Source organism: Paeniglutamicibacter terrestris (assembly GCF_012271785.1).
GTDB classification, from domain to species: domain Bacteria; phylum Actinomycetota; class Actinomycetes; order Actinomycetales; family Micrococcaceae; genus Paeniglutamicibacter; species Paeniglutamicibacter terrestris.
This window is the reverse complement of record NZ_JAAWVT010000007.1, coordinates 57362-82599: the sequence shown is the minus strand read 5'-3', so window position 1 is coordinate 82599 and position 25238 is coordinate 57362. Positions and strand designations below refer to the sequence as shown.

Genomic DNA, 25238 nt, shown 5'->3' with positions numbered 1-25238 from the left:
GGCTGGATGGAACGAATAAGAGTGTTTGGCTAGGAGCTGCGTGGCTTCTTTGCCGATACGACGTGCCAAAGCACAGTGCAGATAGCTGGGATAACCACCAAGATCAGGATGTTGAGAAGGCGCGAATCAAATTGATCGCTGATTCCCAGAAGCACGCAGAAAGCAATGAACAGTCCAGCAATGGTCCATTTCACACGTGGAGAATTTGCGTCTTGGCGCTTGCTTGATGACAGCAATAGGTGCGCAACCGAAATGGAGACGACGACGAGTGCAATGCTGATGACGATTTGCATGATTTCCCTAGGAAACGAGTGAAGGACATTTGCCATAGAGGGAGTCTCAACACCATTTTCGGCGATCTCCATGCGGAGACCGCCACTAGTCAGGTCGCTTTTTTTATTTCTAGAGCAGCCCACGTAATTATTGTCTATCGATTTGCGCAAAGTCAACTGGCAATTCTTTACACTCTCGAAATCAAGGAGAGGATTCGGCCATTCAAGAAGCCCTCTGCGACGACACACTATGTGGTTGATGCGCTAAAGGTCGTCCAACGCAAGCAACTGGCCCTGAAACAGGCCAGTCATACCGCTCTTGCTGATGTTCGGCATCCTAATATCTGTTCTTGGACAGGTTCGGATGGCGCTGTGGGGAACAGGCCACGTGGTCGTCTATCGGCGCGAGGTCACAGCTCGGCTGAACAAGAAGGAAGCCCGGAACACCATACCCGGGCAGTGTTTTTCCACCGTCCGGGGGAGATTCGTGGTCGATCCTTTGAACAGCGGAACTACAGGGCATCAGAGCTGAATCTTATCCTCGCGGCCATCGTTCTTTGGAACACGGTCTACCTCGACCGCACCATCACCACTTTGAATCAGGGGGTTCAACGCCACGGGCCCTGACTTGCTGCGTTTCCTCTTACCCCTGAGATGGGAACACATCAACCTCACCAGCTATTAGACCTAGCCACGAACCAACAAGATCAAACCTGGCAGATACAGACCACTTGAATAACGACCGCTACCAGTACTAGCACCCTTACCTCCGCGAAAGAGCTTGCCTTCCACTCCCCCGTTGAATTTGGATGGCCGATAAACGAGATTATGTCAAGTAGCAAAAAGATTATTCGCAGAATGTGCAGATAATCTGTCCCGTTGTCCTATCTCATTACAGGCGAGGCAATCTCACTTCACCAGAGGCCTTAGGTGCTTTTGTCACATTGCACCCGAAGCATCCGCTGGTCTTGTCTCACTTCACACGAAGCATTTGGGTGTATCCGCCTGGCGTCGATGAGGCATTCTCACCTCTCACTTGGGTCGAAAGAATCCAAGTCCTTCTCTCCGAAACTCCCGTATCAATCGACCCCAACAAAACCAACACAGCACCATAAAGCCCAAGGAAAATACGATTTACCTCGGGTGTAATCAGATAAACCCCGAATTCCATCTCACTACACCCGAGGCAACCGCACAAAACCGGGGCGATCTGCCTCACCTGAAATGAAAAAGGACACCCGTCTCATCATATTTGTCCTTGGTCATCTAAGTTGAAGCATTCTCAGCTAAATTGACGCATTAGGCCGTCAGGTGGCATTCCAGTTGACGTATCCGGTGATTGAAACACGATTGAATCGGCGAGTCGGGGTTCGAGGGAGGACAATACGACATTTCACCCCAAGAAGGCGCTTTACCGCTTCCTGCGTTCTCTGTGACATCTTTCTTACCCAGAATGAGGTTTCTCTTACGCGTTACGGTCTGACAAGGTAAAAAACTCAAAAGCGAGGGACCTCACCTATGAATGGTGAGGTCCCTCGCTTTACAATTATTTTGCTGCTCTAGACGCAGATTTCCCGGTCGATACTCTAGACGATCTTCCGGACCCGACCGAGGTTACAAACCGGCCAGACTCGGCGGCACCGTACTTCTTCTCGTAGCCCTCACGGAGTCCAGCAACGAGGCGCTTTTCTGCTGGGGTGATGGGGTCGGCTTTTCCTTGTTTTATTCGACCATCGAGCGCACTGACGTGAGTGTATTTTCTAGCCATTATGATCCACCTCCCATTGCTTCATTCTCCTGCATCTGGCGCTCAGTGTCCACATCTCCATCTGAGTCTGGGCTCTCCAAACCTCCACCGGAGACTGCTTCGGTCACGGCAAGAATCAGTGCATACTCAGTTTTAGTGGCTTCGTCAGACAGCGCAGTCAGGGCTTCCAAACCGATGATGCGGTCAACACCTTGATCGGACCTAGCGAGCGTGAGAGCCCATTCGGCCCGGTCCCACCATTCTTGCCGTTTCGCTGCCGTACGCGATGTTCTGGCTCCGAGCCGGGCAGCGCCATAGGCTATGAAGGCTCCGCCAAGTGCGAATAGCCCAGCCGCAGGAGGGCCCGACCAAAACTCCCGCCAGAAAGGATGGTCAAGGACAAAGGGAGGCAGCAACCGCCCGAAGAATGCACCTACGACCGCACCGACAAGAAGAGCGCATACAAGTTTCAACCGGTGACCAGTGATCACTTCCAGCCGCACCGCTCCAACAGGTCAGCGATGTGACCCCTTCCTGAGTTTCGCAGGTAGGCAAACAGTTGCGGTGCAGGTGGCCAGTTACTTCGGTATGGATTGGCACAGCGTCCAGCGTAGAGGCCACCCCCAGAGCTTGTTGATAGCCCGCCACCGCGGCTTGTTGAAAGGCCGCCACCGCGGCTTGTTGAAAGGCCGCCGCCCGAACTGGTGGACATACCGCCACCAGAACTCGTCGAGAGTCCCCCGCCCGAACTGGTGGACATGCCACCACCAGAGCTCGTCGAGAGTCCGCCACCCGAACTCGTAGAAGCCCCTCCACCCGAGGACGTGGAAAGCCCCCCGCCGGACGATGTGGAGAGTCCACCACCAGTCGATGTGGAATTGTCACGGGGCCAAGTAGTCATAAAGAAAACCTATCTCATGGTCCCGATATAACTATGAACAGGAACATGAGAGACGTGGTGGTCAAATGCCCGGCTTCACACAGGCCAAAGAACACCAGGCATTGGTTCCACTCATTAAGTCGCGTGATGACTCTCTTGTTGAGCATTCGGGCTGTTGCACCCCCCGCTGAGTGCTTCACACCGTGAATCGTAATGGTGACGGGCTGTCCACTGAGAGCAAGCAGCATGTTGCCGGGGTGGATTGTGAAAAAGTGGAATAACCGACGCTAGAGTGATTTTACGACAGAGAAAGTTGGCATTGGGGGTCTGTGAATTCGTCCGCACGGCTGAGTTCAGGCGTGTTCGAGTAGGCTCGCGCTATTTGTAGGTTGTCCGCAGGGTCGCACGCTGCTGACTGGTAACGATTCTTGGAAACAGCCTTCATGAAATCTTGGACTTTTCAGTCCCCTTATTCGGCTTCCTGTGAATCCAACATAATTTCCGCCTTCCACGGCCTTGACGACCAGTGGTACACCGGTTGGCGCTAAGCACTTAACCACGTTCCTTTTGAGTTCCTGTATTCCTATTGCTGTCTCCGCAGACCGATTCTGCGCTCCCGAAGCACTGTAGAAAAATCCAACATATTGGCAGTGGCCCGACCAGTAGGTCTCCGAAATATCAATCCAACTTGTCAACTAAACCTTGGGCAGACCCATATGCTTACTGTCAGGAAATACCACGGATAATAAGCACGATTTATGGGGGAAAAATATGGTGCTCGCATCGCTAGATTATGAACGGACTGGACTGCACTTTGGGGAGAGCCTCCGTAGAGGCAAGTACGGACTCAAGCTCAGTCGAGACATGTACGGACTACCAAACCGCAAACCACACCAGCGACCTAACCGGGAATACTCAGGTGAAGAACGATGGCAAAAATCGGCTTGGCAATACCGGGACGATGAACACCGGGAACATTCCGACCTATTTTGTGTCGCCTGGCGAGACATGGCCTTAGTGAACTTTGATTTGAGCATGGCCTATTTCGACTCGCTGGATCACAACGAATTCAACGAATCCTTAACCAACCTGCTTGCCCATAATCACGGTTTGCAGGAGGTCGAGGATCTAAAGGAATTCGACCAACAGGCTGGCGTGTATCTGATGGTTTTTGACGAATACAAGACGATGTATATCGGCCAAAGCACTGATATTCGCAAGCGCGTAAAGAAGCATTGGACGGGTAGAAAGCCTTTTGACCGTCTAATATTCGGTTCTGAATTCGGCTCAGTTTTCCCGGTTGACGAGTTTCGACCCTTGGACAATTCCAGGCTTTATGCGCTGAAGACTGATGACTATTACGAAGTTGAACAGGAACTTGCCGAGCTCGCAGATCGTCGATTCATATTGAACCGCATAGATGGTGGTCTGGTCACTCTTGGCACAACTTTGAACCACCTAGCTAATCCGCGTGCCCATACCGCTCCAGTCGAGAAGCGTGACTTGACGCGTGACCAATACTTGAGTGCCCTAGATGTTTTGAAAAACCAGCTCAGCAATACGCGCGGTGACAAAGAAGGTCTGCTGAAAGACCTGGCGCAATTACCACCACACTTCTATGAGGTCACACGCATAGATGGATCGGTCTTTACATGGACTTATCGCAAAGCGATAAGAACTCTAGCCTGCCAGGAGGAAATCACGCTTGATGAGTATCTCCTGTATCTGACACATCTAGGTGAGAGTCCTATCCTGCTTGCTGACTGACCTAGGAAATTAAGTTCTCCAGCGAACTGATTGTGCTTCTGTTTTCCGGCCGTGCTGGGCGCTCAGTCATGGACGCGAAACGAAACTGTCTTGCAAGCCATTGGCTTCAAGGCACTTAGGCTGCGAAAAACATTGATTGAGCAACCAGGCCACAGGGTGCAATTCACCTAAGAGCCCAAGCGATCAATAGGCGATTCGTCCACCTCGGTCGATGTGTAGGCAAGTTGCTGCGTTCGGAGGCCCCTCAAGCGGCAGATTATCGAGTCAGTGAGTATGGCTAAAACTTAGCGAATCGCTCTGAAAGACTCTAATAATAGGAGCTGACGACTCCTTAGCCCAGAATGACAACATGCTCAACTCTGACGAACAGGCGCACACTGAGACGCCAACAGATGACAACGTTCTTTCCGTTTTAGATCACATCATGCTCAATTTTGGTCATTCTTTCGGAGAACTCGAAGGATTTTCAAGCACCGGGGCTGAATTGGCGACACTTTTCCGTCGGGAGAAGGCACCCAATGAAGCAGAAATTCGCGCGATTCTCGAAGGTGACAAGAAATGATCAAGATCGAGACGCTGCGTGTCAATAACTTCCGAGGTATCCGCTCGTTCGAATTCAAGATGGATAAGAAATCTTTCGTAGTCGCAGGGCGGAACGGGACCGGAAAGAGCGGTGTAATCGATGCACTCGAGTTCGCACTCACAGGATCTATTACACGTTTAACCGGCAGCGGTTCGGGTGGGGTCTCGGTCAAGTTGCATGCTTCGCATGTTGACGTGGCCGAGACGCCTAAAGATGCTTGGGTCGAGATGACTTTCACTGTCGTCGGGACCGGCTCAACTCATGTCTTGAAGAGGTCTGTAGCGAGCCCCCGGAAGGCAACTTTGACCCCAAAGACCCCCGAGTCTGAGGCTGCACTCAATTGGATGGTGCAGCATCCTGAGTTCGCCCTCACGCGAAGAGAGATAGTTCGCTTCGTTCTAGCTGAGGGCAAAAATCGAGCTGACGGTGTTGCAGATCTGCTTGGTCTTCAACGTATCGGCCAAGTGAGAGCAATATTGGTCCGGGTTCGGAATACGGACAAACGCGATTCTGATAGCGCAAAAATGAGTCTCACCGGTCGCGAAAACATCCTACTGTCTGCGTCGGGAATCGAAACTCTCGACACCAAAGCGCTATTAGCTGTGGTCAACACGAACAGAATAGGTCTGGGGCTTACTCCTATCAGCGACGCAACTCCCGAAGAGATTTTATTAGGAGTCGACTCTTCCGCGAGCAATCACGCGTCATCTCACAACCGGTCCGAATGGATAAACGGGCTGTCATTACTTGAGGCAAGCCTAGAAGCCTCCCACCAGAATGACCTCGATGGGCAGCTAGGTCAATTGGTTGATGATGCCGCAGGTCGGGTTGATTCGGCCGCGTTCATGACGGCTGTGGAGTCCGATGCTCTTCTGGAAACGGCTCTGGAACTGTTCGACGGTGTGGAATGCCCCGTTTGCACCACCACTTGGATCCCGGGCGAGTTTGAGGCGGTAATTACGCGCAAAAGAGCTGAGTCAACTGCAGCAAAGGAGACTCTAGCGGCGCTCAAAATCAGGGCGGGTCTTTTAGTGACAGATTTCAGTGATTTGCGAAACAAAATCTCTCGTGTGCTTCCTATAGCGGAAGCAGTCGGCCACGAGTCAACCGCGACAAAGAAGCAACTCGAAGTGATTCTTGCGGCGGTCAACACCCTCCTTTCCGTCGATTCGCCTGCAGAGCTAGGAGCGCTTGCTGCTCTCACGAAGCCGAATATGGAGCCGATGAGCAGCTGGCTTTCGGAGCTTGAGATGAAAGTTCTGGCACTCCCCTTACCCAGCGAAACGGATGAACGAAAGGGTCGCTTGCGATCAATATCGAACGCCTTGCATGAGTACACACAACAGCAACAACAGGCTTCCGTTCTTTTGGAAAAGTCTAGAAGGTCAAGCGCAGCCTGCGATATCTTTGACTCGTCAACTTCTGCGAGCCTCCAGCAAATTTTTCTCGATGTCCAAACGAAATTCGCACTCTTCTACGCGGCTGTCAATGCTGACGATGAGAGCAAATTTTCGGCGACTCTAACTCCGTCGGGCCCGGGATTAGACATGAATGTCGACTTCTACGGACGAGGCGAGTTCCCCCCTGGGGCCTACCATAGCGAAGGTCATCAGGATGCGATGGGCCTATGCCTCTATCTCGCTTTGGCCCAATTGACTTTGGGCACCGGATTTACCCTGTGCGCTTTGGACGACGTCCTAATGTCGATCGACTCTGGTCATAGACGATTCGTCGTTTCGTTGTTGATGAAGGAGTTTCCGAACACGCAGTTTGTCGTGACTACCCACGACGAGCAATGGATGCGCCAAATGAAATCGCAGGGCTTTGTACAAGGTCGTAACGTACTCCAGTTTCGGACCTGGAGCGTCGGTAACGGGCCTGTGGACTGGGCAAACTATGAACCGTGGGATGAGATCAAGACCTTATTGGGTACAGGTCAGGTGAAAGCCGCTGCTGGATCATTGCGCTCTTTCCTTGAGCACATTGGACGCGAATGCGCCAGCAACGTCGCAGCACCGGTCCCATACCGGCTTGATGGGCAGAATACGCTTGGAGAACTCTTCAACAGCGGCATCAAAGCACTGAAGGACACAATTAAGAAAGGGAAGAATTCCGCCAACTCTTGGGGCCGTCCCGACGTTGTTGCTGAACTAGACGCTTGGGATAGCCGTATTCAAACAGCAGCCCAGGAAGCAAGGCAGGAGGAATGGGCGATCAATGCTGTCGTTCACTTCAACGAATGGGAGAACCAGACCCCGGCTGAATTTTCTCTGGTAGCGGCTTCTTGGAGGAGCTTGATCAAGGAGTTTTCGTGTAGCGAGTGTGAGGGCTTAGTGAAAATTGCAGGCGACAAGGACTCTCTTCGTTGTGCCTGTACGTCCGTGTCGGTAAATCTGCTTCATAAGCCTTGACTAACAGTGCGGAATTACGCAGGGGCAGTTCCAGACGATGACCCCCCTGAGTAACCCGTCGTACAGTCTCGAAACCCGTGGGCTACAAGACACCAGGTCGAGACACTTTCGGATCCTTGATACTTCAGGGACCAAACTGTCTTGCCACTATGTCCCATAAGTAGAAGGTGGATTTGCGGTAGGCAACCACTGTTGCCGGACACTTTGGAGACGGCAAATGGGCAAGCTGATCGGGTACGAGCGCGTATCAACACGTGCTCAGGATGCTGACCGGCAAATCACCGACTTGCTAGGCGCTGGGGCCGACGCGATGATCTGTACATGGACCGGGGAGTTAGTGGTTCTAGGGCCAGTCGTCCCGGGTCCGACAAGGCACTGGAAGCCTTACAGGAGGGCGATACTCTCGTGATAACCACTGTCAGGACAGTCATCCAATCGCCGTGTATCGGGAACGGTCTTTTGCCTTGGTATTTCCGCGCATGCCATGGCCAAGTCCTCCATGGCATGGCATGGCATGGCATGCGCACAACACAGACACCAACCAGCACCGATGCTCCAGCCACAAAGGCTCTTCGATGCCGAGCCCCATAGGCAGTCGGGAAAGAGCCCTTGGGGCACGAATCCACACAATTAACCGCAAGCTTCTATCTGGTCCCGGGAATCGACAAGCAAAAAATAAACGATTGTGGACGTCTCTTTATTCGCCGTCTTCTGCGTCTGTAAGCGTTCGTATTCGATCGTTCGCGCGACACTCCTCCTCCGGTTTCGTGGCCCGCGTATTCCCGCGGCCCATTTTGTAACGCTTGCCGTGTACGTGCCAATGTAATGACCTCCGGGCTTTGCGATACACGATGCCTGCGCAGATCGGGCGCAGGGCTACCAACCGGACAGAGTGCTGATCAACGCCTGCAAATCAACGCCTGCACTCTTCGGGCGAAAAATCGCGCAAACGTCGGATATTCGACGTTTTCACCCCTAATCTGCCCCGAGTGCGAGGATCTCTAGGCCAACGGGTACTGACCCGCACTTCGTTGGTCGTTAGCTCGGCAGATTCTGCGAAGCCCCGGGCGCATTTGCCAAGTCCCAGCGCCCTAGGTACTTGGAGTGATGGGCTGATGATTGTCGACGGGAGCATGCTTCCACTCCCCCACGGTAGGCGGGATCAACCCTCCCGTTGAGGAACGCTCTTGTCAAGACTCACAGCCACCCGAGCAAGCAGGGAGAAATGATCAAAGATGCTGACCGCCGAGAAGGTGCCCGACAGTATCGAATAATCTACCTTTGAACCCCCGAGCCACACACTCCATACATTTTCATCTCGTCGGTAAGATTATGAACAGTGTTCACGACCGCCCCATTGGCATGGGATCCCCTGGCGTCAAAGCCGACATGGCAAAGGCGTTGCTTCGGTCCCGTAAAAAAGCAGGGTCAACGTTTACCGTTGCTTTCTCGTACTCTTGCGGTTGTCATTCGCTCACCGGCTGCGCCCAGTTAGCCGACTCCCAGTCGACACGCCCATGCTCACAAGAATACTTTTAAGAGATTTCACGAACGTACATGTAGTGAACCAACGGATCTAAAGGTACCTTTCAAACCTTTAACTCCATTTAAACGAACCCGATTTTGGGCGAAAGAGCTCAAGAAACGTCTCAAACGGCTTCGAACAAGGACAGAAAATGCTGGGTGAAAGGTACCTTTCACCCAGATGGTGGCCAATGGCCCCTAGATTCTCACAACACCGGACCCGCGCGGGAAATCAGCATCCCTAAATCCAGAACTACAAGGTGGTAATTTCATTGGTAGCTGGAAACAGTTACAAGCCAACCACCATGGCCAAAGCAGGAGAGCGAAGGAATTCAGACATGGCTGCATCAGGAAACCGCGGAGGCGGTCGTCGGAGTAAGGGCGAGCGCTTCTTTGTGGGTACTCGTGTCCCGGTCGCGCACCAGGAAAAGTTGAAAGAGGCTGCCAAACGGGACAACCTCTCCATCAGCGAGTTCGTGGAGAACCTCATAGTCTCTGCTGTCGACAGCCCGGTGCACACCGGTGCCGGACGGAAAGGAACCGAACGTCTGAGCTTATCCGCGTAAACATAAAGGGCCCGCCTGAAGCGGGCCCTTGGAAGTATGTGTTCCCCGTCTGAGTGCTTGCCGGCCTTTAGACGAAGAACCGATTCAGTTTTATCAACACTTAGAAGTGTTGTTATCCATTGTTGAAAGCCTGCCAGCTTTCAACAATCCCGATAGCGGGCTTTTGCCTGCCATCCTTAGGAAGGAATACGGCCATCGTACAACAGCGCCATGGGGTGCTGCCACCATTGTCCCCAAATCCTTCCGGGCGAGTCGCAGCCTGGGACCCTGAGGACGAGACCTTGTGGTCGGCACTCGCACCCCAGATTGCCGGGCAACCGCGTGTTCGGATCTCGCGTGACGGCGGCAAGAACTACCCCCAACGATATGAGAGAGATCTCACGGGACAGCGCCCCACTCAGCCGGCAGCTGTACTTATCTACGGACGCGACGGACTGTGCCGGACGCTGTGCTTGGACTTCGACTCGTCGGCTTCCGGAGGGGAAGCCCGGGTTGCTGCCGATGTCAGAGAAACGACCATCTGGCTCTACGAACATGGTGCACGTTGGGTCGAAGACCACTCCCCCAACGGAGGTCGCCATATCTACGTTCCGCTGTCCGAACCGATGCCGTTCCTCCAGGCGCGGGATATTGTTGAGGCCCTCGCCAGCCGCTACAGTTCCCTGGACCCCACCCCCCATCAGAACCTTCGCCACGGCTGCATCCGCACCCCTGGCGCCACACATAAGTCGGGAGGCCGGCAGCAGCTGGCCATGAGTCTGTCCATGGCCTTGGATGTGGTTACGAAACGGAACACCCAAGCGACCGTTTCAAAGCTGATCGAAACTTTGACGGTTGACCTTGCAGCAGTCGCAGCGCAGCGAGCTACGACCGAGAAAACAGTCACAGTCGACCCCAGTGTCCCGCCTGAAACTATTTCCCGCCGCATCATGACGATCGCGACGCACGGAACCTATGACACCTCACGCTATGAGAGCCCATCAGAGGCCCGGCAGGCGGTGCTCGTAGCAGCTGTTGCCGCGGGGATGCAGCTCACCGATGTCCAGCGTCGAACCCAGCAAGGTTCCTGGCCAGGCCTGGCCCAGTTCTATTCGCGATACTCCCCCGGGCAACGAGCAGCAAGTTTGCGACGCGATTGGCTCAAGGCCTCCAAATTTGTGGCCAACAATACGGCGGAGGCTCCTGTCCGTAAAACCAACACAAGCGGGCCATCTTCACAGGGGGGGTGGGGTAATGGTTTCGAACTTGGTTCTTCTCAAGAACATCAGTTTCTTCGTTCCTGGCGCAGCGCACTGGCACTGTCGGAAAAACGTTATCAATCAAGCAGGAGCGGCCTCGGGCGTCGGTTGGTTCTTCGGGCTCTAGGTGCCGCAGCGCACATGACAGGAAGCCGAGTCATTGAATTCGGTGTACGTTCATTGGCAGTCTCCTCCGGAATCGAACCGACCACTGTAGCTGCCCACCTGCGCGCTTTGAGGTCTGAGAGCGATCCGTTGATTCGTCATGTTGGGGAAGCTCGTGGCGTCCACGGTGACCAGTACGAACTCGTCATCCCAGCTCACCTCCAGGAGTCTGCCACCAAGCGCTCCTGGCCAGCTGGAAAACTCCACTCGCTAAGGCCGGCATTTAGGGAGCTTGGTGCTGCTGCAGCGTTTGTCTATGAGGCATTGGAATCCAACGCAAATACTGCTTCCGTTAGCGATGTCGTACGTGAGACCGGTCTGAGCCGAAGTGCCGTCCACGATGCGCTCGAAGTGCTCGCAGCGTGGTCTTTGGCCGAACGAACGGCGACTGGGTGGACGATCAGGAAGGAAACAAGCCTCAATGCCGTTGCTGAGGTACTTGGAGTTTTGGAAATGGTGATCGAGCAGGTACTGCGATACAAACAGCAACGCGTTTTGTGGAGAGAATGGCTGGCCCAACGGCTTACTCTTTTCTCCTCGTTCCCCGCTCCTGACGACGACTACCCGTGGGAACAGTTCTGCGGGCCCCCAGATGACTGGACACTATCCGATTTGGCCTTGCGTGCTGCCAGCTGACGCCCCCGCGGGGATTGGTCTCACCGAGTAGACCCCGGAAAGAAGAGCGTGGCCACCCAGCGGCCGGCAGGCTGCCACTCCCCCACCCTAGTCATTGACTCGGAAGCCCTTTGGTGGTTGCTTGTTCCTGGCATGCCAGGAACAAGCAACCACCAAAGGGCTATTCGCGAGGGTTGGAAGACGACGCTATTTCTGCGAGTTTGTTTGGCACCAGAAGTACTACTGGTCTCAGGGCTTCTTTAATCTGACGGCTCCCCCGTGTCCGGAAGACGACTGATCTGTTTGAGGTTGTCGCTGGATCTTACGGTGTGACTGCAATCGATTGGTGACGGTTCACGAGGAACCATCAATTCCAAACGGCACGATGTGGAATTAAAGGTACCTTTAGCACTATTAGCACAGTTGCTTCTTCGTGCTTCAGCTACATCCCGGCTTAGCACGTTTAGCGATGCTAGTTTGGTTAACTAGAATTGGCTAAAGGTACCTTTGCCACCTTTAGCTATCGGCATTCGGCAAGTGCAACCATCACTCTGACGCCCCTTCAGCCATCGCCCTTCCCACTCACCGTTTGAATGCTTGGTGGTAAAGGTACCTTTTAGTCCAACTGAGCTTTTCTGGCTCAGTTCTCAGGTTATTACTCAAATGATGTTCTCGCCCCAGCCCTGTCACACGAAGAATCTAACTGCCACACGCGGCAACAAAGGTACCTTTTGCTACTAAAGAACCTCAAATATCGTCGGAACCTCTGGCCGCGAAATCGCGTCCAAAACTGCGAACGTACTTGTGCAGCCTTGATCAGAAATCAGGATTTGGTAATCGTTGATGGAGCGGACATTCCGCCAGCGGGAATCATCCGAACTCTCCGCGTCCAGGGTCAGGGGAGAGTTCGGGCGATGAGTAGCAAGCCAAGGGCAGGACGGCCGCACGAACGTGCGGCCAGGCAGTTGGTATTGGAGCTAAAGGTACCTTTAGTCCTGATGGCCCAATTGTGCTTTTTGGTACTTGCTTGGCGACTTTTAAAATATCTCGAGAGGAAGCTACCCCGTTTGATCAAAAGGTACCTTATTCGAGGATACGCAAGTTCCACGGGCTGCCTTTAGATAAAATGGACCTTATTCCACTAAAGGTACCTTTGGTGAGCGATGGTACATGATATATGTCAGGTCTAGTGGTCGATAATGCAGCCTGTTGAGGAGGGCCCAGTGGCATCATCCTTGAAGTTATCGATGATTGAGCAGCCTGAACTTCATGGGCAACTAGGTGATCGGTCTCCCCCCTTGGACGAGGTTGAGATCGAGATTCTTTATGCGTGTTCGGTGGGAAAGGTACCTTTCATGCAATAAGTCCGAACGGTGACTTGGTACCTGGGGGTTGAATGGGGGCAATTTCTCATTCGGTGTAAAAGGTACCTTTATTTACGTGCGGCTTAGGTGTCAACGGTATGAAAGGTACCTTTCATCAATCTGTAACTTTTTCTGATTGTTAGGGCGTGGCGTGTGGCGGGAGGAGATGTTTCACGTCTAGCGTGTGCAGTAACAACTGTGGTTTGCCGGCCCTTTTAACAGAGTTATGCCCTCTGGGTGGTTCGGTAGCCTGTCACCAAAACTGGTCGGGAGAAAGCTTCATGTCACCGAGGATCATCGCGTTATGCAACCAAAAAGGCGGCGTGGGTAAAACCACGCTTGTCACTGGGCTAGCCGAGGTTTACTCCCGCGACCATGGCAAGCGGGTTTTAGTCATCGACGCAGATCCGCAAAAGAACACCACATCTGCGTTGGGCATTCATGAACCCGAGTTCACGCTTAATGACGTTCTCTATGGAGACGAAGAACAGAATCATAAGATCACGCCTGGCGTAGCCGGCGATGCGATTATCCCGGCAGGGAAGGCCTGGCAGGGTGACTTTCCTGAACTACGAGTGATTGCTTCAGAGCGCAATTTGGCATCCCGTGAACGAGATTCGATGATGGCCAGGGAACGACGTTTACACAATGCACTTAAGGGTGTTACCGATGACTACGACGTGGTTCTTATCGATTGCCCACCATCTCTGGGGCTGCTGACCGTCAACGCATTGACGGCGGCCACCCACGCGCTGTTTGTCAGCGAAGCCAGAGTTTCCTCAGTGGAAGGTTTGACTGAGATTGTCACCACTGTCGCTGAGGTGCAAGAAAACTTGAATGAAAATCTGGATGTAGCCGGCATCATCGTTAACAAGCTCCGTAAGGGACGCACCGACCAGGAACACTGGGTACGCAAGATGCGGACCGACTATGGAGATTTGGTACTCGATCCAGGGTTGCCAGATCGAGAGATTTTTGCGAAGGCCCAGGCGGCAGCCCGTCCGTTGGCAGACTACGGCCGTTCTGCCGATCTCCTGTTGGATGCGCTACGTCGCGTTGCCACAGCAGTTTGGAAAGGTACATCAGCATGACTACAAGCCCGGCCGCAGGCAGAGGTGGCAGTGCAGGGGAGGCGCTGAGTAGACTGAAACGTCCCAAACTTGCCAAAGCCGCCGAAAGAAGTGTGGTGGAGGAGATGTCGGCCCCGGATCCGGTTGTTTCCCTCGACGAACCATTGGTACAACCGGTCCAAGTGCGCCCCACTGCGGCTATGACGGAAATTCCCGACCCCGCCTTTGTCGCTGCACCATCTCAGCAACCAGCTCCAGCCGAGGCAGCGGAGAGACGTGCGGTGCCACGGCGCAAAATGTCTTTCGCTCCTACACTCGACGAACACGACCGTATCCGAAGTGCATTCATGTCGACCCGTCATCTCACCCGGTATGCGACGCTCAATGACTTCCTTCGCGCAGTGGTATTGGAAGAATGCACCCGGCTGGAGGACGAGCACAATGACGGGGCTGCGTTCGAGTGGACGGAAGCCGAAATTCCGAAGGGTCGTCCGCTGAGGTTCGAACCTCGGGGTGCCGTTTGAAAACATTAGGTGTCGTTGGGGCCGACGATTCTAGGGCCTTTGGCGTCATGACAAGGGATCCAATTAAATAGTCATGAACGACTGGGTCGGTGTGGTTTTATGACACACCGTTCCAGGACTGGGGGAGATCGGCTCTACGGTGCCCAGCAAATATGCCTACCTGCAGCCATCAGACGACACAGAGGGCGGCTCATAGAGTTTCTGAATGAGTCGTTTAAGGCTTGCGGTTCACCCCGCCATGCCTCGCAAATATTTCACTCCCGCGGCCCCGCGCTGGTGGCCTGCCCCGACCACCGACTTCCCGTTGCGTTCGTTCCCAGCGGTGTTTTCCACAGTCTGTCGGCGCCACACCGCACGCACCACCCGGTAATGGGATGATGCTCCCAATATGTTGTCCACCGTGGATACACTCATATCCAAAAGGGAGTCCATACATGAGCGTCGACCTTGTTTTTCCATTCCACGGCACACAGGTCCGCGTCGGAACGCCAGGGGAGCGGCGGCCCCGGACTGCGGAGGCGGCCTTCATCGCAAGCTCTGCAGACGGCAGCGCCGGATCGATATGGGCATCGGATATCCCTGCGCAGGGAAACTCCGACCGTTTCACCCACCTGGGTCAGATCCATGAGATCCTGCGCTTCTATCCGGGGGATGAGCCTGCCGAGGTGGTGCCTCACCACAGGGCGACTGCAGAAATTCCCACGACCAGCGGCATCCTGATCCTTCCTGTCGATGTCACGGCCCGAACCCCGCATCTGGTGCACGTGGTGTGGATTGATGATGAAGGGGAGATCCTCGGCGCATGGTGCCCCCACACCATAGTGACCCCGATCCGTCGCCCGGAGAGCGCATAGCCGTGGATGCCATGGACCCCGACGAATACCAGGAACTGCTCAACGGGCGGGACGAAGTGGGGTTTCGGTAGTAACGACGTGAAATTGCGCGCTAGGCCTCAAATGACTTGTTAGGGTAAACCCCAAACAGACGTAAGCCTGATGAAGCGTGTGGTTTTCAACGCTAAATGTCGTAGCCACAAGCCTCGGAAGGTGCTTCGGCCCGCCACGGTGCCAGTCCAACGGGCGACCATGAAGCCGCCCAAGCCCTCGTGGGGATGCGCGGTCCATGGGCGCCCACCCTTACCGCCTGGCAGGTATTCCCGTCCGCGCGGCACGCAATCAGCGGGATGGGACATCGATCAGATGTAGCGGCAGACCTGGTCGGAGGAGCAGGAATCCGGCTCCGGCTTGCTTGCCTTTTCGTGGAGCTGGAAAATGGTTTCCCGGAGGGCCAGGAGTTCGGCGATCTGGGCATCGAGTTCCCCGAGGCGCTGCCCGAGCAGGCCCTGGACGTGCGAGCACGGTGTCTGGCCGTGCTCGCGGATCTTCAGGATCTGGCGGATCTGGGCGAGGGTGAGCCCGGCGGCCTGGCCGCGGTGGATGAATGCGACCTTCCCCACGGCATCCTCGGCGTAGTCCCGATAGCCGGATGCCAGGCGCTCGGCGGGAGGGAGTAGCCCCGACTCCTCGTAGAACCGCAGGGTCTTGGTCGTCGTGCCAGTTGCTTCCGCGAGCTGTCCGATCCTCATGTTCCCCGATTCCTCCTTCGGTGGCCACCCAACTTGACCTTCCATTGTACTGGAAGGTTCATGATGGTTCATAGGAAGTTTTGCACCACAGGGAAGAGGTAGCTGGAATGACAAACGAACAGTTCGACTTGGCGATCATTGGTTCCGGGGGCGGCGCGTTTGCGGCCGCGATCCGAGCCACCGGATTGGGCAAGCGGGTCGTGATGGTGGAGCGCGGCACCGTGGGCGGGACATGCGTGAACACCGGATGCGTGCCCTCAAAGGCGCTTCTGGCCGCCGCGGAGGCCCGCCACGTGGCGTTGGACTCGGCCCGCTTCCCCGGGGTGGCGACCTCGGCGGGCCCGGTGGACATGCCGGCCCTGATCCAGGGCAAAGCCGCGCTGGTTGAAAGCATGCGGTCGGAGAAGTACGTCGATCTGGCCGCGGACTACGGCTGGACGATGATCTCGGGGGACGCATCGTTCACCGGGACCCAGAACGCACCACTGCTCCGGGTCGCCTCCCCGGACGGTACGGTGAGAACGATCGAGGCCGGGCACTACCTCGTGGCCACCGGCGCCGCACCCTGGGTGCCGTCCGTCCCCGGACTGGCCGAGGCCGGGTACCTGACCTCGACCACGGCGATGGAACTGGACGAGGTTCCCGAATCATTGCTGGTCCTGGGCGGGGGCTATGTTGCCCTGGAAATGGCGCAGCTTTTCTCCCGGCTGGGCTCCCGGGTGACCATGCTGGTCCGTTCCCGGCTGGCCTCGCAGGAGGAACCGGAGGCATCCAAGGCCCTTGCGGGGGTGTTTGCCGACGAGGGCATCCGGGTGGTCCGGCGGGCCATGGCCGACTCCGTGGCCTCCGGCCCGGACGGGATCTCGGTGACGGCAAGCGTGGCCGGGGGCGAAGAAGTGTTCCGCGCTTCCCACATCCTCGTGGCACTTGGCCGCCGCCCAGTGACCGAGGGGCTGGACCTTGATGCCGTCGGCGTGAAGATCGGCGCCACAGGCGAGATTCTGGTCGATTCCCGTCTGGCCACGTCCAACCCGCGCATCTGGGCCGCCGGGGACGTGACCGGACATCGGGAGTTCGTTTACGTTGCCGCGGCCCACGGCGCGATGGCCGTGGACAATGCGTTCACCGACGCCCTGGCCGAGGTCGACTACCGGCACCTGCCGCGGGTCACCTTCACCAGTCCCGCCATCGGGTCGGTCGGCATGACGGAAAAGGAAGCCGTCGCTGCCGGGATCCGTTGCGAGTGCCGGGTCCTGCCCCTGGAGTACGTGCCGCGAGCCGTGGTCAACCGCGACACCCGCGGCTTCATCAAGGTTGTCGCCGAGCTCGGCACCGGACGGATCCTGGGCATTTCCGCGGTGGCCAAGGACGCCGGGGAAATCGCCGCCGCCGGCGTCTACATCCTCGAAGCGGGAATGACCACCGCGCAGGTCGCCGCCGCCTGGAGCCCCTACCTGACGATGGCCGAGGGCATCAGGATCGCCTGCAAGGCCTTCACCACCGACGTCGCCAAGCTCTCCTGCTGCGCCTGAGTGCAACCCATCTGAAGCAAAGGAATTCCATGACCACCATCGACCACCAGGCCCTCACCTACCTGTTGTCCCCCGCGCGCTCCGGAATCGACCCGAAATTGTTCGTGCCGCTGCTGCGGCTCCTGGCCGAGGGCGAGCCCGTAACGATCGCCGAACTGGCCACCGCCAGCGGCCGGAGCGAAGACACGGTCCGGCAGGGACTGGCCGCCGTCCCGGACACCGAGTACGACGACGAGGGCCGCGTCATCGGCCTCGCCCTGACGATGCGACCCACCCCGCACCGCTTTACCCGGCCTTGGGGACCAGCGGTACAGCGGTTGGCGCTAAGCGTGTGATCATGGCCCCGGACTGCGGTTCACCTGGTGCCAGAGTCGCCTGTACTCCGCTGGGGCATCAGTGATCACTGTCTTTCGACGGATCAGGCCTTTTGGCCGAGGTGGCGGTAGAGCGTCGCGCGACTCCACCCAACCAAACGTGCCGCGTCTTCGGCGGTGCGTCCCTTCGCGCGGGCGTCCTTCGCGATCGCAAGCTTATCCGCGATCACGGCCGGATCGGAGAGCGGCCGGCCGAAACGGGTGCCGGAGGCCCGGGCCGCGGCGATCCCGGCGTTGACGCGTTCAATGATCAGCTCGCGCTCGTACTCGGCCAAGGAGGCCAAGAAGTTCAGCATCATCCGCCCGGTCGACGTCGCGGGGTCGATCCCGTCCGAAATGGACCGGACGTTTACGCCGCGTTCGCGCAGCAGGTTCACGGTGTTCAGGACATCGATCAGGGACCGGCCCAGCCGGTCGACCCGCCAGACCACCACGGTGTCCCCGGCCTCGGCGTATTCCAGCAGCTTCTTCATCCCGGGCCGCTCGATCGCCGTCCTGCTTCCGGAGGTGACATCGGCGAAAACATCCCGCTTCTGCACCCCGGCATTGACCAGCGCGTCGAGCTGAAGCTGCGCATCCTGGCTCGAAGTGCTCACCCGCGTGTATCCCAAATGTCTCACGCCCTCATTTTGACTCAGAAACCTCTTCGCGACACTCGATTGAGACATTTTACGGCGCGACGACTTTCCGAGACATTTTGTGCCACGTCATCTCGGGCCAGCCGATTTGAGGATGGGGACCCGTGCCCCTGTCTCGAAAAACTCTAGGTTTTCGAGACGCAGAGGACCGTGAACGTTTTAGCAGTATGGTCCCCGAATGAACTTTGCCGTTCTTTTGCCAGTCAGCGCTCGGATGACCAGTTCCCCAACAAATGGGCGAATCGAACAGTCACACCTGTAGCGGTTGGAGTGCAGTCAACTGCCAACTAATCCCTGAAAAGACGCCATCCTGAACAAACAATCACACCCAATACGACTGCTGTCTTCCGCGCTTACTAAGAACCGGTTTGAGGTGCTTCGCGAACGTTCTCGACCGGACATGTCGCTGATTAGTGTTGAATTTTCGGCAAACTCACAAACCCCCTACTACTTCCACGACGGCTTGAACCAGTGCTCGACGCTCTCCTCGATGAATCGTTGAACACGCGATTCCGGCTGAGCGGAGGGGCAGCGAGAAGGACCTGAAAGGGTGGTTCTAACACCGCTGGGGGTCTACGGTGGATTGCAGAAGTTCCCAGGGCTCAGGGCGCCTGGGCCACGTGATCAATCTGTGCTCAAGCGGTATTCCGGCGGGTTCGCTGCCAGCGCACGGACGCAGGGATGCCGGAGGAGCTGCGCAAGCAGGGCAGAATCATCGCCCCGGAAGCGGTAAGGATGAACAAGAAGGACCGGCAAAGATACTTTCAGACATTTGCCTACGGGCAACCGGTGAGAAGCCAAACCTAAGGAGAATCACAGTGGCCCACACCCACACAGCCACCGCCCCGGTGGGATGGGATAAAGCCGTCCGGCGAATACGCGAGGCGATTGCTTCCCAGTGGTTCAGGGCCCTGTCCGAAATTGACGTCCGCGCCACGTTTGCAGCGAAGTTTGGTACCAAAGCCGCAAAAACCGTTGGAGACTACCTGATCTGCGGTGCGTGCACCCCGGCAGTGCAGGACATCGCCAACGACGCCGGCACCCGGCTCCGCGCAGCTCTGGTCCCCATTGCCGCGGTGTGCCGCACTAGTCTGCCTTCATCGGTGACGCCAGGACCCGGCCAGATCCATCCCTGGTCTCACCGGACAACCAGCGGGCGGCTGGTGAGACCGCTGAATTTTCCGAGCCGGTTTTCCACACGGCGGAACATAGCACACGTTGCCGCTCGGACAAGGTTCCCAGCCGGGTGCCACCGAGAACCGTCAACCGGTACACCGGCTGAATCACGATACCGGCCGTTGCCGCAGGAAAGGAGAAGGAAAATGATGGATGGATATGGATATGGTTCGATGATGGGCTGGGTGTGGCTCTTCTGGGTGCTTCTGGTCATCGGTCTCGTCTTGCTGGGCATCCTTGCGGTGCGGTCTTTTTCAGGCGGGGCCAGCGACGGCAGGAGCGCCCGCCGGATTCTGGATGAGCGCTATGCCAGGGGTGAAATGACCACCGAAGAATACCGCGAACGCCTCAAGACCCTCAGGGACGGAACCTGATGCAGCCTCTGAGCCGTCGCGGCGCGCTGATCCTGGGAAGTCTCGGGGCAACGGCCGCAGCGACGGGTGCGGCAGGATTGCTGTGGAGCAGGGGCAGCGAGTTTCAGGCCGCCCGCGGGCAGGAGCTGGAGGAACCGCAGAACCTGCACAGCGCCGGTGGCCGGCTTCAACTGACCCTTTCAGCTGCCTCGGGAAAGGTAAGGATCGCCGGCAAGGATGCCACCGCCCTGTCCTACAACGGGTCCCTTCCCGGTCCCACCCTGTTCCTCCGGGCCGGAGACCGGCTGACCGTGACATTGGAGAACAGGCTGCGGGACCCGACCAATCTGCACGTGCACGGGCTGCATGTTTCCCCGCAGGGCAACAGCGACAATGCGTTGCTTGCCGTTGGTCCCGGCACGTCTTTTGACTATGAGTACCAGCTGCCGGCGGACCACCCGCCGGGAGTGTACTGGTACCACCCGCATCACCATGGCCTGGTCGCCGACCAGATTTTCGGCGGACTGTATGGGGCCATTGTCGTCCAGGATGACCGGGCCATACCGTCGAGCAGGGAACGGGTTTTGGTGATCTCCGATATTTCCCTGACTTCGGGCGGAAGAATCGCCGCCGTGTCGGTGATGGAGAAGATGATGGGACGGGAAGGTGCCCTGGTTCTCGTCAACGGGCAGTTGAACCCGCGTCTGGCGGCCCGGCCGGGCGAGCGTGAACGGTGGAGGATCATCAATGCCTGTACCGGTCGGTACCTGAAGCTTCGCCTGGATGGTCAGTCGCTGCAGGTTCTGGGTCTGGATTCCGGCCGCTTCAGGGTCCCAGCCGATGTCGAGGAGGTGCTGCTGGCCCCGGGGAACAGGGTCGATCTGTTGGTTACCGCCCAGGCAGGCACTGCCGTGCTGCGTGCCCTGCCCGTGAATAGGGGAAGCCTGGGGTCGATGATGGGCGGCAACGGGCCTCCGCGCTCACCGTTTGGCCCGTCCGGGGCGGTCCTGGCGACCTTCGCCGTCGCCGGTGCGCCCGTCGCCGCCCTCGCTCCTGTCCCCGAGCAGCAGGTGCCGCGGGACCTCCGGGCTGCGCCGGTCGCGGCCCGGCGCGAACTGGTCTTCGCCATGGGTATGGGCATGGGGCCGGGTGCCGGAATGATGGATTTCACCATCAACGGCCAGTCCTTTGACCCGGCCAGGGTCGATACCACTGTTTCGGCTGGCAGTGTCGAGGAATGGACGCTGAGGAACACCAGTCTTATGGACCACCCGGTGCATCTGCATGTGTGGCCCATGCAGATCATCGAACAGGCAGGCCTTCCCGTGGACACCCCCAGGTGGCAGGACGTGGTCAATGTTCCGGCCCGCAGCAGCGTCAGGGTGCGGATCGCTTTCGATGACTTCACCGGAAAAACCGTTTACCACTGTCACATTCTGGATCACGAGGACGCCGGGATGATGGGACTGATGGAAGCGCGATGAACAGATACCTTCCAGATTCCGCAACCGACGCGCCGCGCCCTCGCCGTGGGTAGTTGGCGCGGCTGGTAAAACAGCTTCATCAGATGGAAACACAACATGTTGTCGTGTTTCCATCTGATGAAGAACCGTTGACAGCCTCGCGGCCGAGCAGACAGGTGGCCCAAACTTGTGGGCAGGTCCAACATCGATGGCCCACACGGTGGAGGCTTGGCAGTGCGTGTCCATGAATCCTAACTGGCGCTTTAACCGTGATCCAGTGCGGACTCAGTAAAGCCGGCAAGAGTAGTGCGGAAGAATATGAATGAGCTGGTTCCGTTCTGGTGTCCGAAAAACAAGTGGGTTTTCGAGATGATCCGTTTTGGGCTTAGCCGCCCAACCGGACGGCGCGTGGGCGCCAACGCTCCCCATCGTTTACTCGCCTTGCGATCAGTGGTCGACGCCGGTGATGTCCTCACCACCGTCTGGCTCTTCGGCGCCGGCTGGTTCATGGTCTGAGGGACCGTCCGAGGACACCTAGCTCCGCGCAGAAACCGGCGCCAGATAGCGATGCGGGAACCGCGCCAGGGACCTTCGGTGAGAACCTAGATACCTACGTTTCCGGAAATTTCCTTCAATGCCGCCTGGAGCCTGGCGTCGGCTTCGTCGGCGACCTCGCGCGTGGCACCGCTCTGGCTGAGCTTCACCATGGTTTGCGGGTCAATGGCCTCGATGGTGGTTTCCGTGGCATCGGGAGCGCGACGCACCACGACATTGCATGGGAGCAGCGCGCCCAGCTGCGGTTCTGCGGTGATGCCGCGCTGGGCCAGTTGCGGGTTGCAGGCACCAAGGATGATGTAGTCCCCCACGGAGGCTCCGGCCTCCTGGCCCAGCTTTTGGGTGAAGGTCTCCTTCACGTCGATCTCCGTCAGGACACCGAATCCCTGTTCTGCCAAGGCGCCGCGTGTCCGTTCGACGGCGTCTTGCCATGACAGCGGGACGGTGATGGCGTGGGTGTAGGTCATTGCGGTGCTCCTGGGGTTGTGGTGTGGAAGAGTGCCGTGGGGAGTTGCATGCTCCGTCATGGCAGGGGTCCTCAGTTCTTCGCTCATGCTACGTGTTGGTGTGATCGTGCGGAAGCATTGGGGCGGTATCAACCGCGTGGTCCGGCTGGGGGTGTGGCGGGTGCGTTTCATACATGCGGACCGCGACGGCAAGGGCCGCCGCGGCGCTGAGGGTTGCGGCCATCCAGAGTGCCGCATGCAGCCCCATGAGGTCGGCTACGATCCCGCCAATGATGGCACCGACGGCATATCCGAGGTCGCGCCAGACCCGGTAGACGCCCACCGCGCGTCCCCTCCAAGAGGGATGGGCGACGTCGCCCACGGAGGCCAGTAGCGTGGGGTAGACCATGGCGGTTCCCGCGCCGAGCAATACGGTTCCCGAGGCCCAGGCACCAAAGCCGTCCCCGAGCGCGATGATCGCCAGGGCTGTGGCCTGGACCAGCATGCCGGTGGTGATGAGGTGTTTGCGCCCGATCCGGTCCGAGAGAGCACCGGTCGCCATTTGGCCGATGCCCCAGACCCCGGGATACAGGGCGAAAAGCAGGCCGATCTGGCCCATGCTGAGATCCGAAGTGGCGAACAGGAGGGGGAACAGGCCCCAGGAGAGTCCGAAGTTCAGGTTGTTCACCAGGCCGGCCAGGCTCGCCGAGGACAAGGCAGGTTCGCGGAAGCTGGTCAGGGCAAAGACCTGGCCGTTGGCTAGGTTGGCGTCCAGGCCATGCCGGGCGGAGGCGCCCCGGGCAGCCATGTTTCCGGCATCCAGGAGGGCATGTGGGTGGGTCTCCCGGACGAAAAGGCCCGACAGCAGCAGTGCCAAGGCGGTGTAGGCGATTCCCAAGAGGAAGGGTGCCGGACGCAGCCCGTACTGCTCGGCGAGGTATCCGGCCAGCAGGGAGGTGGCGGCCACGGCCCCGTAGCCGGCGGCCTCGTTCAGGCCCATGGCCAGGCCGCGCTGTGCCGGGCCCACCAGGTCGATTTTCATGATGACGGTGGTCGACCAGGTCAGGCCCTGGTTGATGCCCAGCAGCACGTTCGCGGCGACGACCCAGCCCCAGTCCGGCGCAAGGATGAGCATCAGCGGCACCGGGATGGCGAAAAGCCACCCGGCCAGCAGCACGGGTTTGCGTCCGTAGCGGTCCGAGAGGGTCCCGGCGAACCAGTTGGAGGTCGCCTTGGCGATCCCGAAGGCCGCCACGTAGGCAAACAGGAACGTGTATCCATTCAAACCGAACTCAGTGTGGGCGAGCAGTGGCAGGACGGTTTGTTGCTGTCCAACCATGCCCCCGACCAGCGCGTTGACCGCGACGAGCAGGGTGAACTGCGCCGCGTTGGCGCGCAAACCCAAGCTGGGGAGTGCCCTGGTGGACTGCTTCATGCTCGGTCTCCTGGTGTGCCGGGGCTGAAGGGCCGGACGGCGATGAGCCGGCGGTTAGTGGGCTTCGGTTGCCGTGGTGGTGGCGGGGACCCCAGGGACGTGCGTCGCAGGGGGCATGCGGGGATGGCAAACCAGCACAGGGCCGCGGCCGTGGCGATTGCGGTGGCCGTGAGGCCCATGATGAGGTTGGCCGGGGAGGGTAGTTCCTGGACGAGGACGAAGACGCCCATGGCCAGGACGAAGAAGCCAAAGCCCTTGCGCAGGGCCGCTTCGGGGATGCGTCCGGCCAGGCGTGCGCCGAGGAAGGAACCGAGGATCGCTGCGGCCGTGACCCCGCCGACCAGCACCCAGTCCAGGGAGACCGTGGTGAGGTAGCCGCCGAGTCCGGCAAAGGACTTCATGGCGATAACCACCAGCGAGGTGCCGACCGCGACGGGCATCGACAGGCCGCCAAGCAGGGCGAGTGCCGGGACGACGAGGAAGCCACCGCCGGCGCCCACCAGCCCGGTGACCAGGCCCACGACCAGGCCCTCGATGATGACCTTGAATACGGGCAGCTCGGCGTCGTGGGTGGCGCCGGTGTGGTTCTTGCGGCCGCGGATCATGGCCAGGGAGGTGGCGACCATCATGAGGGCGAAGGCGATCATGAGGATGGTTCCGGGGATGTGGCCCCCCAGCAGCCCGCCGCCGAAGGCCCCTGCCATGCCGGCTGCGCCGAAGACCAGGCCGGTGCGCCATTGCACGCGTTTCTTGCGGGCGTGGGTCACGGCGCTGACCGCGCTGGTCGCTCCAACGACGAAGAGCGAGGCGGCGATGGCTTCCTTGGGGTTCATGCCTGCGACGTAGGTGAGGATCGGGACGGTGAGGATGGACCCGCCGCCGCCGAGCAGGCCGAGGGAGATCCCGATCAGCACCGAGAGCAGGAGGGTGAGTGCGAGGGTGAGGGTCATGGAGG

General features: G+C 58.1%; 18 protein-coding genes and 2 pseudogenes. 14 read left to right on the top strand and 6 right to left on the bottom strand.

The annotated features are described in order from the left end of the window. Positions 1 to 29 precede the first annotated feature (29 nt). Positions 30 to 449: a hypothetical protein gene (locus HED64_RS14105; protein WP_168152656.1), complete on the bottom strand. Its 420-nt coding sequence runs from the start codon at positions 447 to 449 to the stop codon at positions 30 to 32. 214 nt (positions 450 to 663) lie between these two features. Between HED64_RS14105 and HED64_RS14100 the strand changes: the two are divergent. From HED64_RS14100 to HED64_RS14055, 9 genes and pseudogenes are all read left to right on the top strand, one after another. Further along, positions 664 to 948 (top strand): annotated as a pseudogene (locus tag HED64_RS14100) (Tn3 family transposase); the annotation flags it as partial. 2986 nt (positions 949 to 3934) lie between these two features. After that, complete coding sequence (locus tag HED64_RS14095) at positions 3935 to 4666, top strand: GIY-YIG nuclease family protein (RefSeq protein WP_168152655.1); 732 nt, start codon at positions 3935 to 3937, stop codon at positions 4664 to 4666. A gap of 349 nt (positions 4667 to 5015) precedes the next feature. Continuing rightward, on the top strand, positions 5016 to 5228 hold the full coding sequence (locus HED64_RS14090; RefSeq protein ID WP_168152654.1) for a hypothetical protein: 213 nt from the start codon (positions 5016 to 5018) through the stop codon (positions 5226 to 5228). Beyond that, positions 5225 to 7660: an ATP-binding protein gene (locus tag HED64_RS14085; RefSeq protein ID WP_168152653.1), complete on the top strand. Its 2436-nt coding sequence runs from the start codon at positions 5225 to 5227 to the stop codon at positions 7658 to 7660. The genes HED64_RS14090 and HED64_RS14085 overlap by 4 nt, the downstream gene beginning before the upstream one ends. Positions 7661 to 7877: 217 nt before the next feature. Continuing rightward, positions 7878 to 8080: pseudogene (locus tag HED64_RS19920) on the top strand (recombinase family protein); the annotation flags it as partial. A gap of 1442 nt (positions 8081 to 9522) precedes the next feature. After that, the gene (locus HED64_RS14075; protein WP_168152652.1) at positions 9523 to 9750 is read left to right on the top strand and encodes a hypothetical protein; all 228 of its coding nucleotides are present in this window, start codon (positions 9523 to 9525) and stop codon (positions 9748 to 9750) included. A gap of 764 nt (positions 9751 to 10514) precedes the next feature. Next, positions 10515 to 11789, top strand: coding sequence for a helix-turn-helix domain-containing protein (locus HED64_RS14070; RefSeq protein WP_342590731.1), 1275 nt, complete (start codon positions 10515 to 10517; stop codon positions 11787 to 11789). 1624 nt (positions 11790 to 13413) lie between these two features. Further along, positions 13414 to 14223 carry a ParA family protein gene (locus HED64_RS14065; protein ID WP_168152651.1) on the top strand — a complete coding sequence of 270 codons (810 nt, stop codon included), beginning with the start codon at positions 13414 to 13416 and terminating at the stop codon, positions 14221 to 14223. Between the two features lie 937 nt (positions 14224 to 15160). Continuing rightward, entirely contained in the window at positions 15161 to 15580 is a 420-nt protein-coding gene (locus HED64_RS14055) for a hypothetical protein (RefSeq protein ID WP_168152649.1), read from the top strand. Between the two features lie 341 nt (positions 15581 to 15921). Here the strand turns inward: HED64_RS14055 and HED64_RS14050 are convergent, their stop codons facing one another. After that, a complete protein-coding gene (locus HED64_RS14050; RefSeq protein WP_096224027.1) occupies positions 15922 to 16311 on the bottom strand; it encodes a heavy metal-responsive transcriptional regulator in 390 nt (129 codons plus the stop codon). A gap of 107 nt (positions 16312 to 16418) precedes the next feature. Here HED64_RS14050 and merA point away from each other — a divergent pair, with 107 nt between their 5' ends. Both merA and HED64_RS14040 read left to right on the top strand, forming a co-directional pair. Then, positions 16419 to 17843 (top strand): mercury(II) reductase, encoded by a 1425-nt coding sequence (gene merA, locus HED64_RS14045; RefSeq protein ID WP_168152648.1) that lies wholly within the window; start codon positions 16419 to 16421, stop codon positions 17841 to 17843. Positions 17844 to 17872: 29 nt separating this feature from the next. Then, complete coding sequence (locus HED64_RS14040) at positions 17873 to 18178, top strand: hypothetical protein (protein ID WP_245326009.1); 306 nt, start codon at positions 17873 to 17875, stop codon at positions 18176 to 18178. Between the two features lie 83 nt (positions 18179 to 18261). Here the strand turns inward: HED64_RS14040 and HED64_RS14035 are convergent, their stop codons facing one another. Then, on the bottom strand, positions 18262 to 18885 hold the full coding sequence (locus HED64_RS14035; RefSeq protein ID WP_149619629.1) for a recombinase family protein: 624 nt from the start codon (positions 18883 to 18885) through the stop codon (positions 18262 to 18264). Between the two features lie 1292 nt (positions 18886 to 20177). On the opposite strand from HED64_RS14035, the gene HED64_RS14030 reads away from it, so the two are divergent. From HED64_RS14030 to HED64_RS14020, 3 genes are all read left to right on the top strand, one after another. Beyond that, positions 20178 to 20405 (top strand): SHOCT domain-containing protein, encoded by a 228-nt coding sequence (locus HED64_RS14030; protein WP_149619686.1) that lies wholly within the window; start codon positions 20178 to 20180, stop codon positions 20403 to 20405. Further along, a complete protein-coding gene (locus HED64_RS14025; RefSeq protein ID WP_149619628.1) occupies positions 20405 to 21868 on the top strand; it encodes a multicopper oxidase family protein in 1464 nt (487 codons plus the stop codon). Before HED64_RS14030 ends, HED64_RS14025 begins: the two co-directional genes overlap by 1 nt. A gap of 297 nt (positions 21869 to 22165) precedes the next feature. Beyond that, positions 22166 to 22363: a hypothetical protein gene (locus HED64_RS14020; RefSeq protein ID WP_149619627.1), complete on the top strand. Its 198-nt coding sequence runs from the start codon at positions 22166 to 22168 to the stop codon at positions 22361 to 22363. Between the two features lie 86 nt (positions 22364 to 22449). Here HED64_RS14020 and HED64_RS14015 read toward each other — a convergent pair whose 3' ends face one another. From HED64_RS14015 to HED64_RS14005, 3 genes are all read right to left on the bottom strand, one after another. Next, on the bottom strand, positions 22450 to 22869 hold the full coding sequence (locus HED64_RS14015) for a DUF302 domain-containing protein (protein ID WP_149619626.1): 420 nt from the start codon (positions 22867 to 22869) through the stop codon (positions 22450 to 22452). Between the two features lie 88 nt (positions 22870 to 22957). Beyond that, positions 22958 to 24283, bottom strand: coding sequence for an MFS transporter (locus tag HED64_RS14010; protein WP_149619625.1), 1326 nt, complete (start codon positions 24281 to 24283; stop codon positions 22958 to 22960). Further along, positions 24280 to 25233, bottom strand: coding sequence for a sulfite exporter TauE/SafE family protein (locus tag HED64_RS14005; protein WP_168152647.1), 954 nt, complete (start codon positions 25231 to 25233; stop codon positions 24280 to 24282). Before HED64_RS14005 ends, HED64_RS14010 begins: the two co-directional genes overlap by 4 nt. Positions 25234 to 25238: the final 5 nt, after the last annotated feature.

Bases quoted from the DNA above. Each gene is read 5' to 3' on its own strand.
- HED64_RS14095 (WP_168152655.1), top strand. From the start codon at position 3,935: ATGGCCTATTTCGACTCGCTGGATCACAACGAATTCAACGAATCCTTA.
- HED64_RS14090 (WP_168152654.1), top strand. From the start codon at position 5,016: ATGCTCAACTCTGACGAACAGGCGCACACTGAGACGCCAACAGATGAC.
- HED64_RS14085 (WP_168152653.1), top strand. From the start codon at position 5,225: ATGATCAAGATCGAGACGCTGCGTGTCAATAACTTCCGAGGTATCCGC.
- HED64_RS14075 (WP_168152652.1), top strand. From the start codon at position 9,523: ATGGCTGCATCAGGAAACCGCGGAGGCGGTCGTCGGAGTAAGGGCGAG.
- HED64_RS14070 (WP_342590731.1), top strand. From the start codon at position 10,515: ATGGCCTTGGATGTGGTTACGAAACGGAACACCCAAGCGACCGTTTCA.
- HED64_RS14065 (WP_168152651.1), top strand. From the start codon at position 13,414: ATGTCACCGAGGATCATCGCGTTATGCAACCAAAAAGGCGGCGTGGGT.
- HED64_RS14055 (WP_168152649.1), top strand. From the start codon at position 15,161: ATGAGCGTCGACCTTGTTTTTCCATTCCACGGCACACAGGTCCGCGTC.
- HED64_RS14050 (WP_096224027.1), bottom strand. From the start codon at position 16,311: ATGAGGATCGGACAGCTCGCGGAAGCAACTGGCACGACGACCAAGACC.
- merA (WP_168152648.1), top strand. From the start codon at position 16,419: ATGACAAACGAACAGTTCGACTTGGCGATCATTGGTTCCGGGGGCGGC.
- HED64_RS14040 (WP_245326009.1), top strand. From the start codon at position 17,873: ATGACCACCATCGACCACCAGGCCCTCACCTACCTGTTGTCCCCCGCG.
- HED64_RS14035 (WP_149619629.1), bottom strand. From the start codon at position 18,885: ATGTCTCAATCGAGTGTCGCGAAGAGGTTTCTGAGTCAAAATGAGGGC.
- HED64_RS14030 (WP_149619686.1), top strand. From the start codon at position 20,178: ATGATGGATGGATATGGATATGGTTCGATGATGGGCTGGGTGTGGCTC.
- HED64_RS14025 (WP_149619628.1), top strand. From the start codon at position 20,405: ATGCAGCCTCTGAGCCGTCGCGGCGCGCTGATCCTGGGAAGTCTCGGG.
- HED64_RS14020 (WP_149619627.1), top strand. From the start codon at position 22,166: ATGAATGAGCTGGTTCCGTTCTGGTGTCCGAAAAACAAGTGGGTTTTC.
- HED64_RS14015 (WP_149619626.1), bottom strand. From the start codon at position 22,869: ATGACCTACACCCACGCCATCACCGTCCCGCTGTCATGGCAAGACGCC.
- HED64_RS14010 (WP_149619625.1), bottom strand. From the start codon at position 24,283: ATGAAGCAGTCCACCAGGGCACTCCCCAGCTTGGGTTTGCGCGCCAAC.
- HED64_RS14005 (WP_168152647.1), bottom strand. From the start codon at position 25,233: ATGACCCTCACCCTCGCACTCACCCTCCTGCTCTCGGTGCTGATCGGG.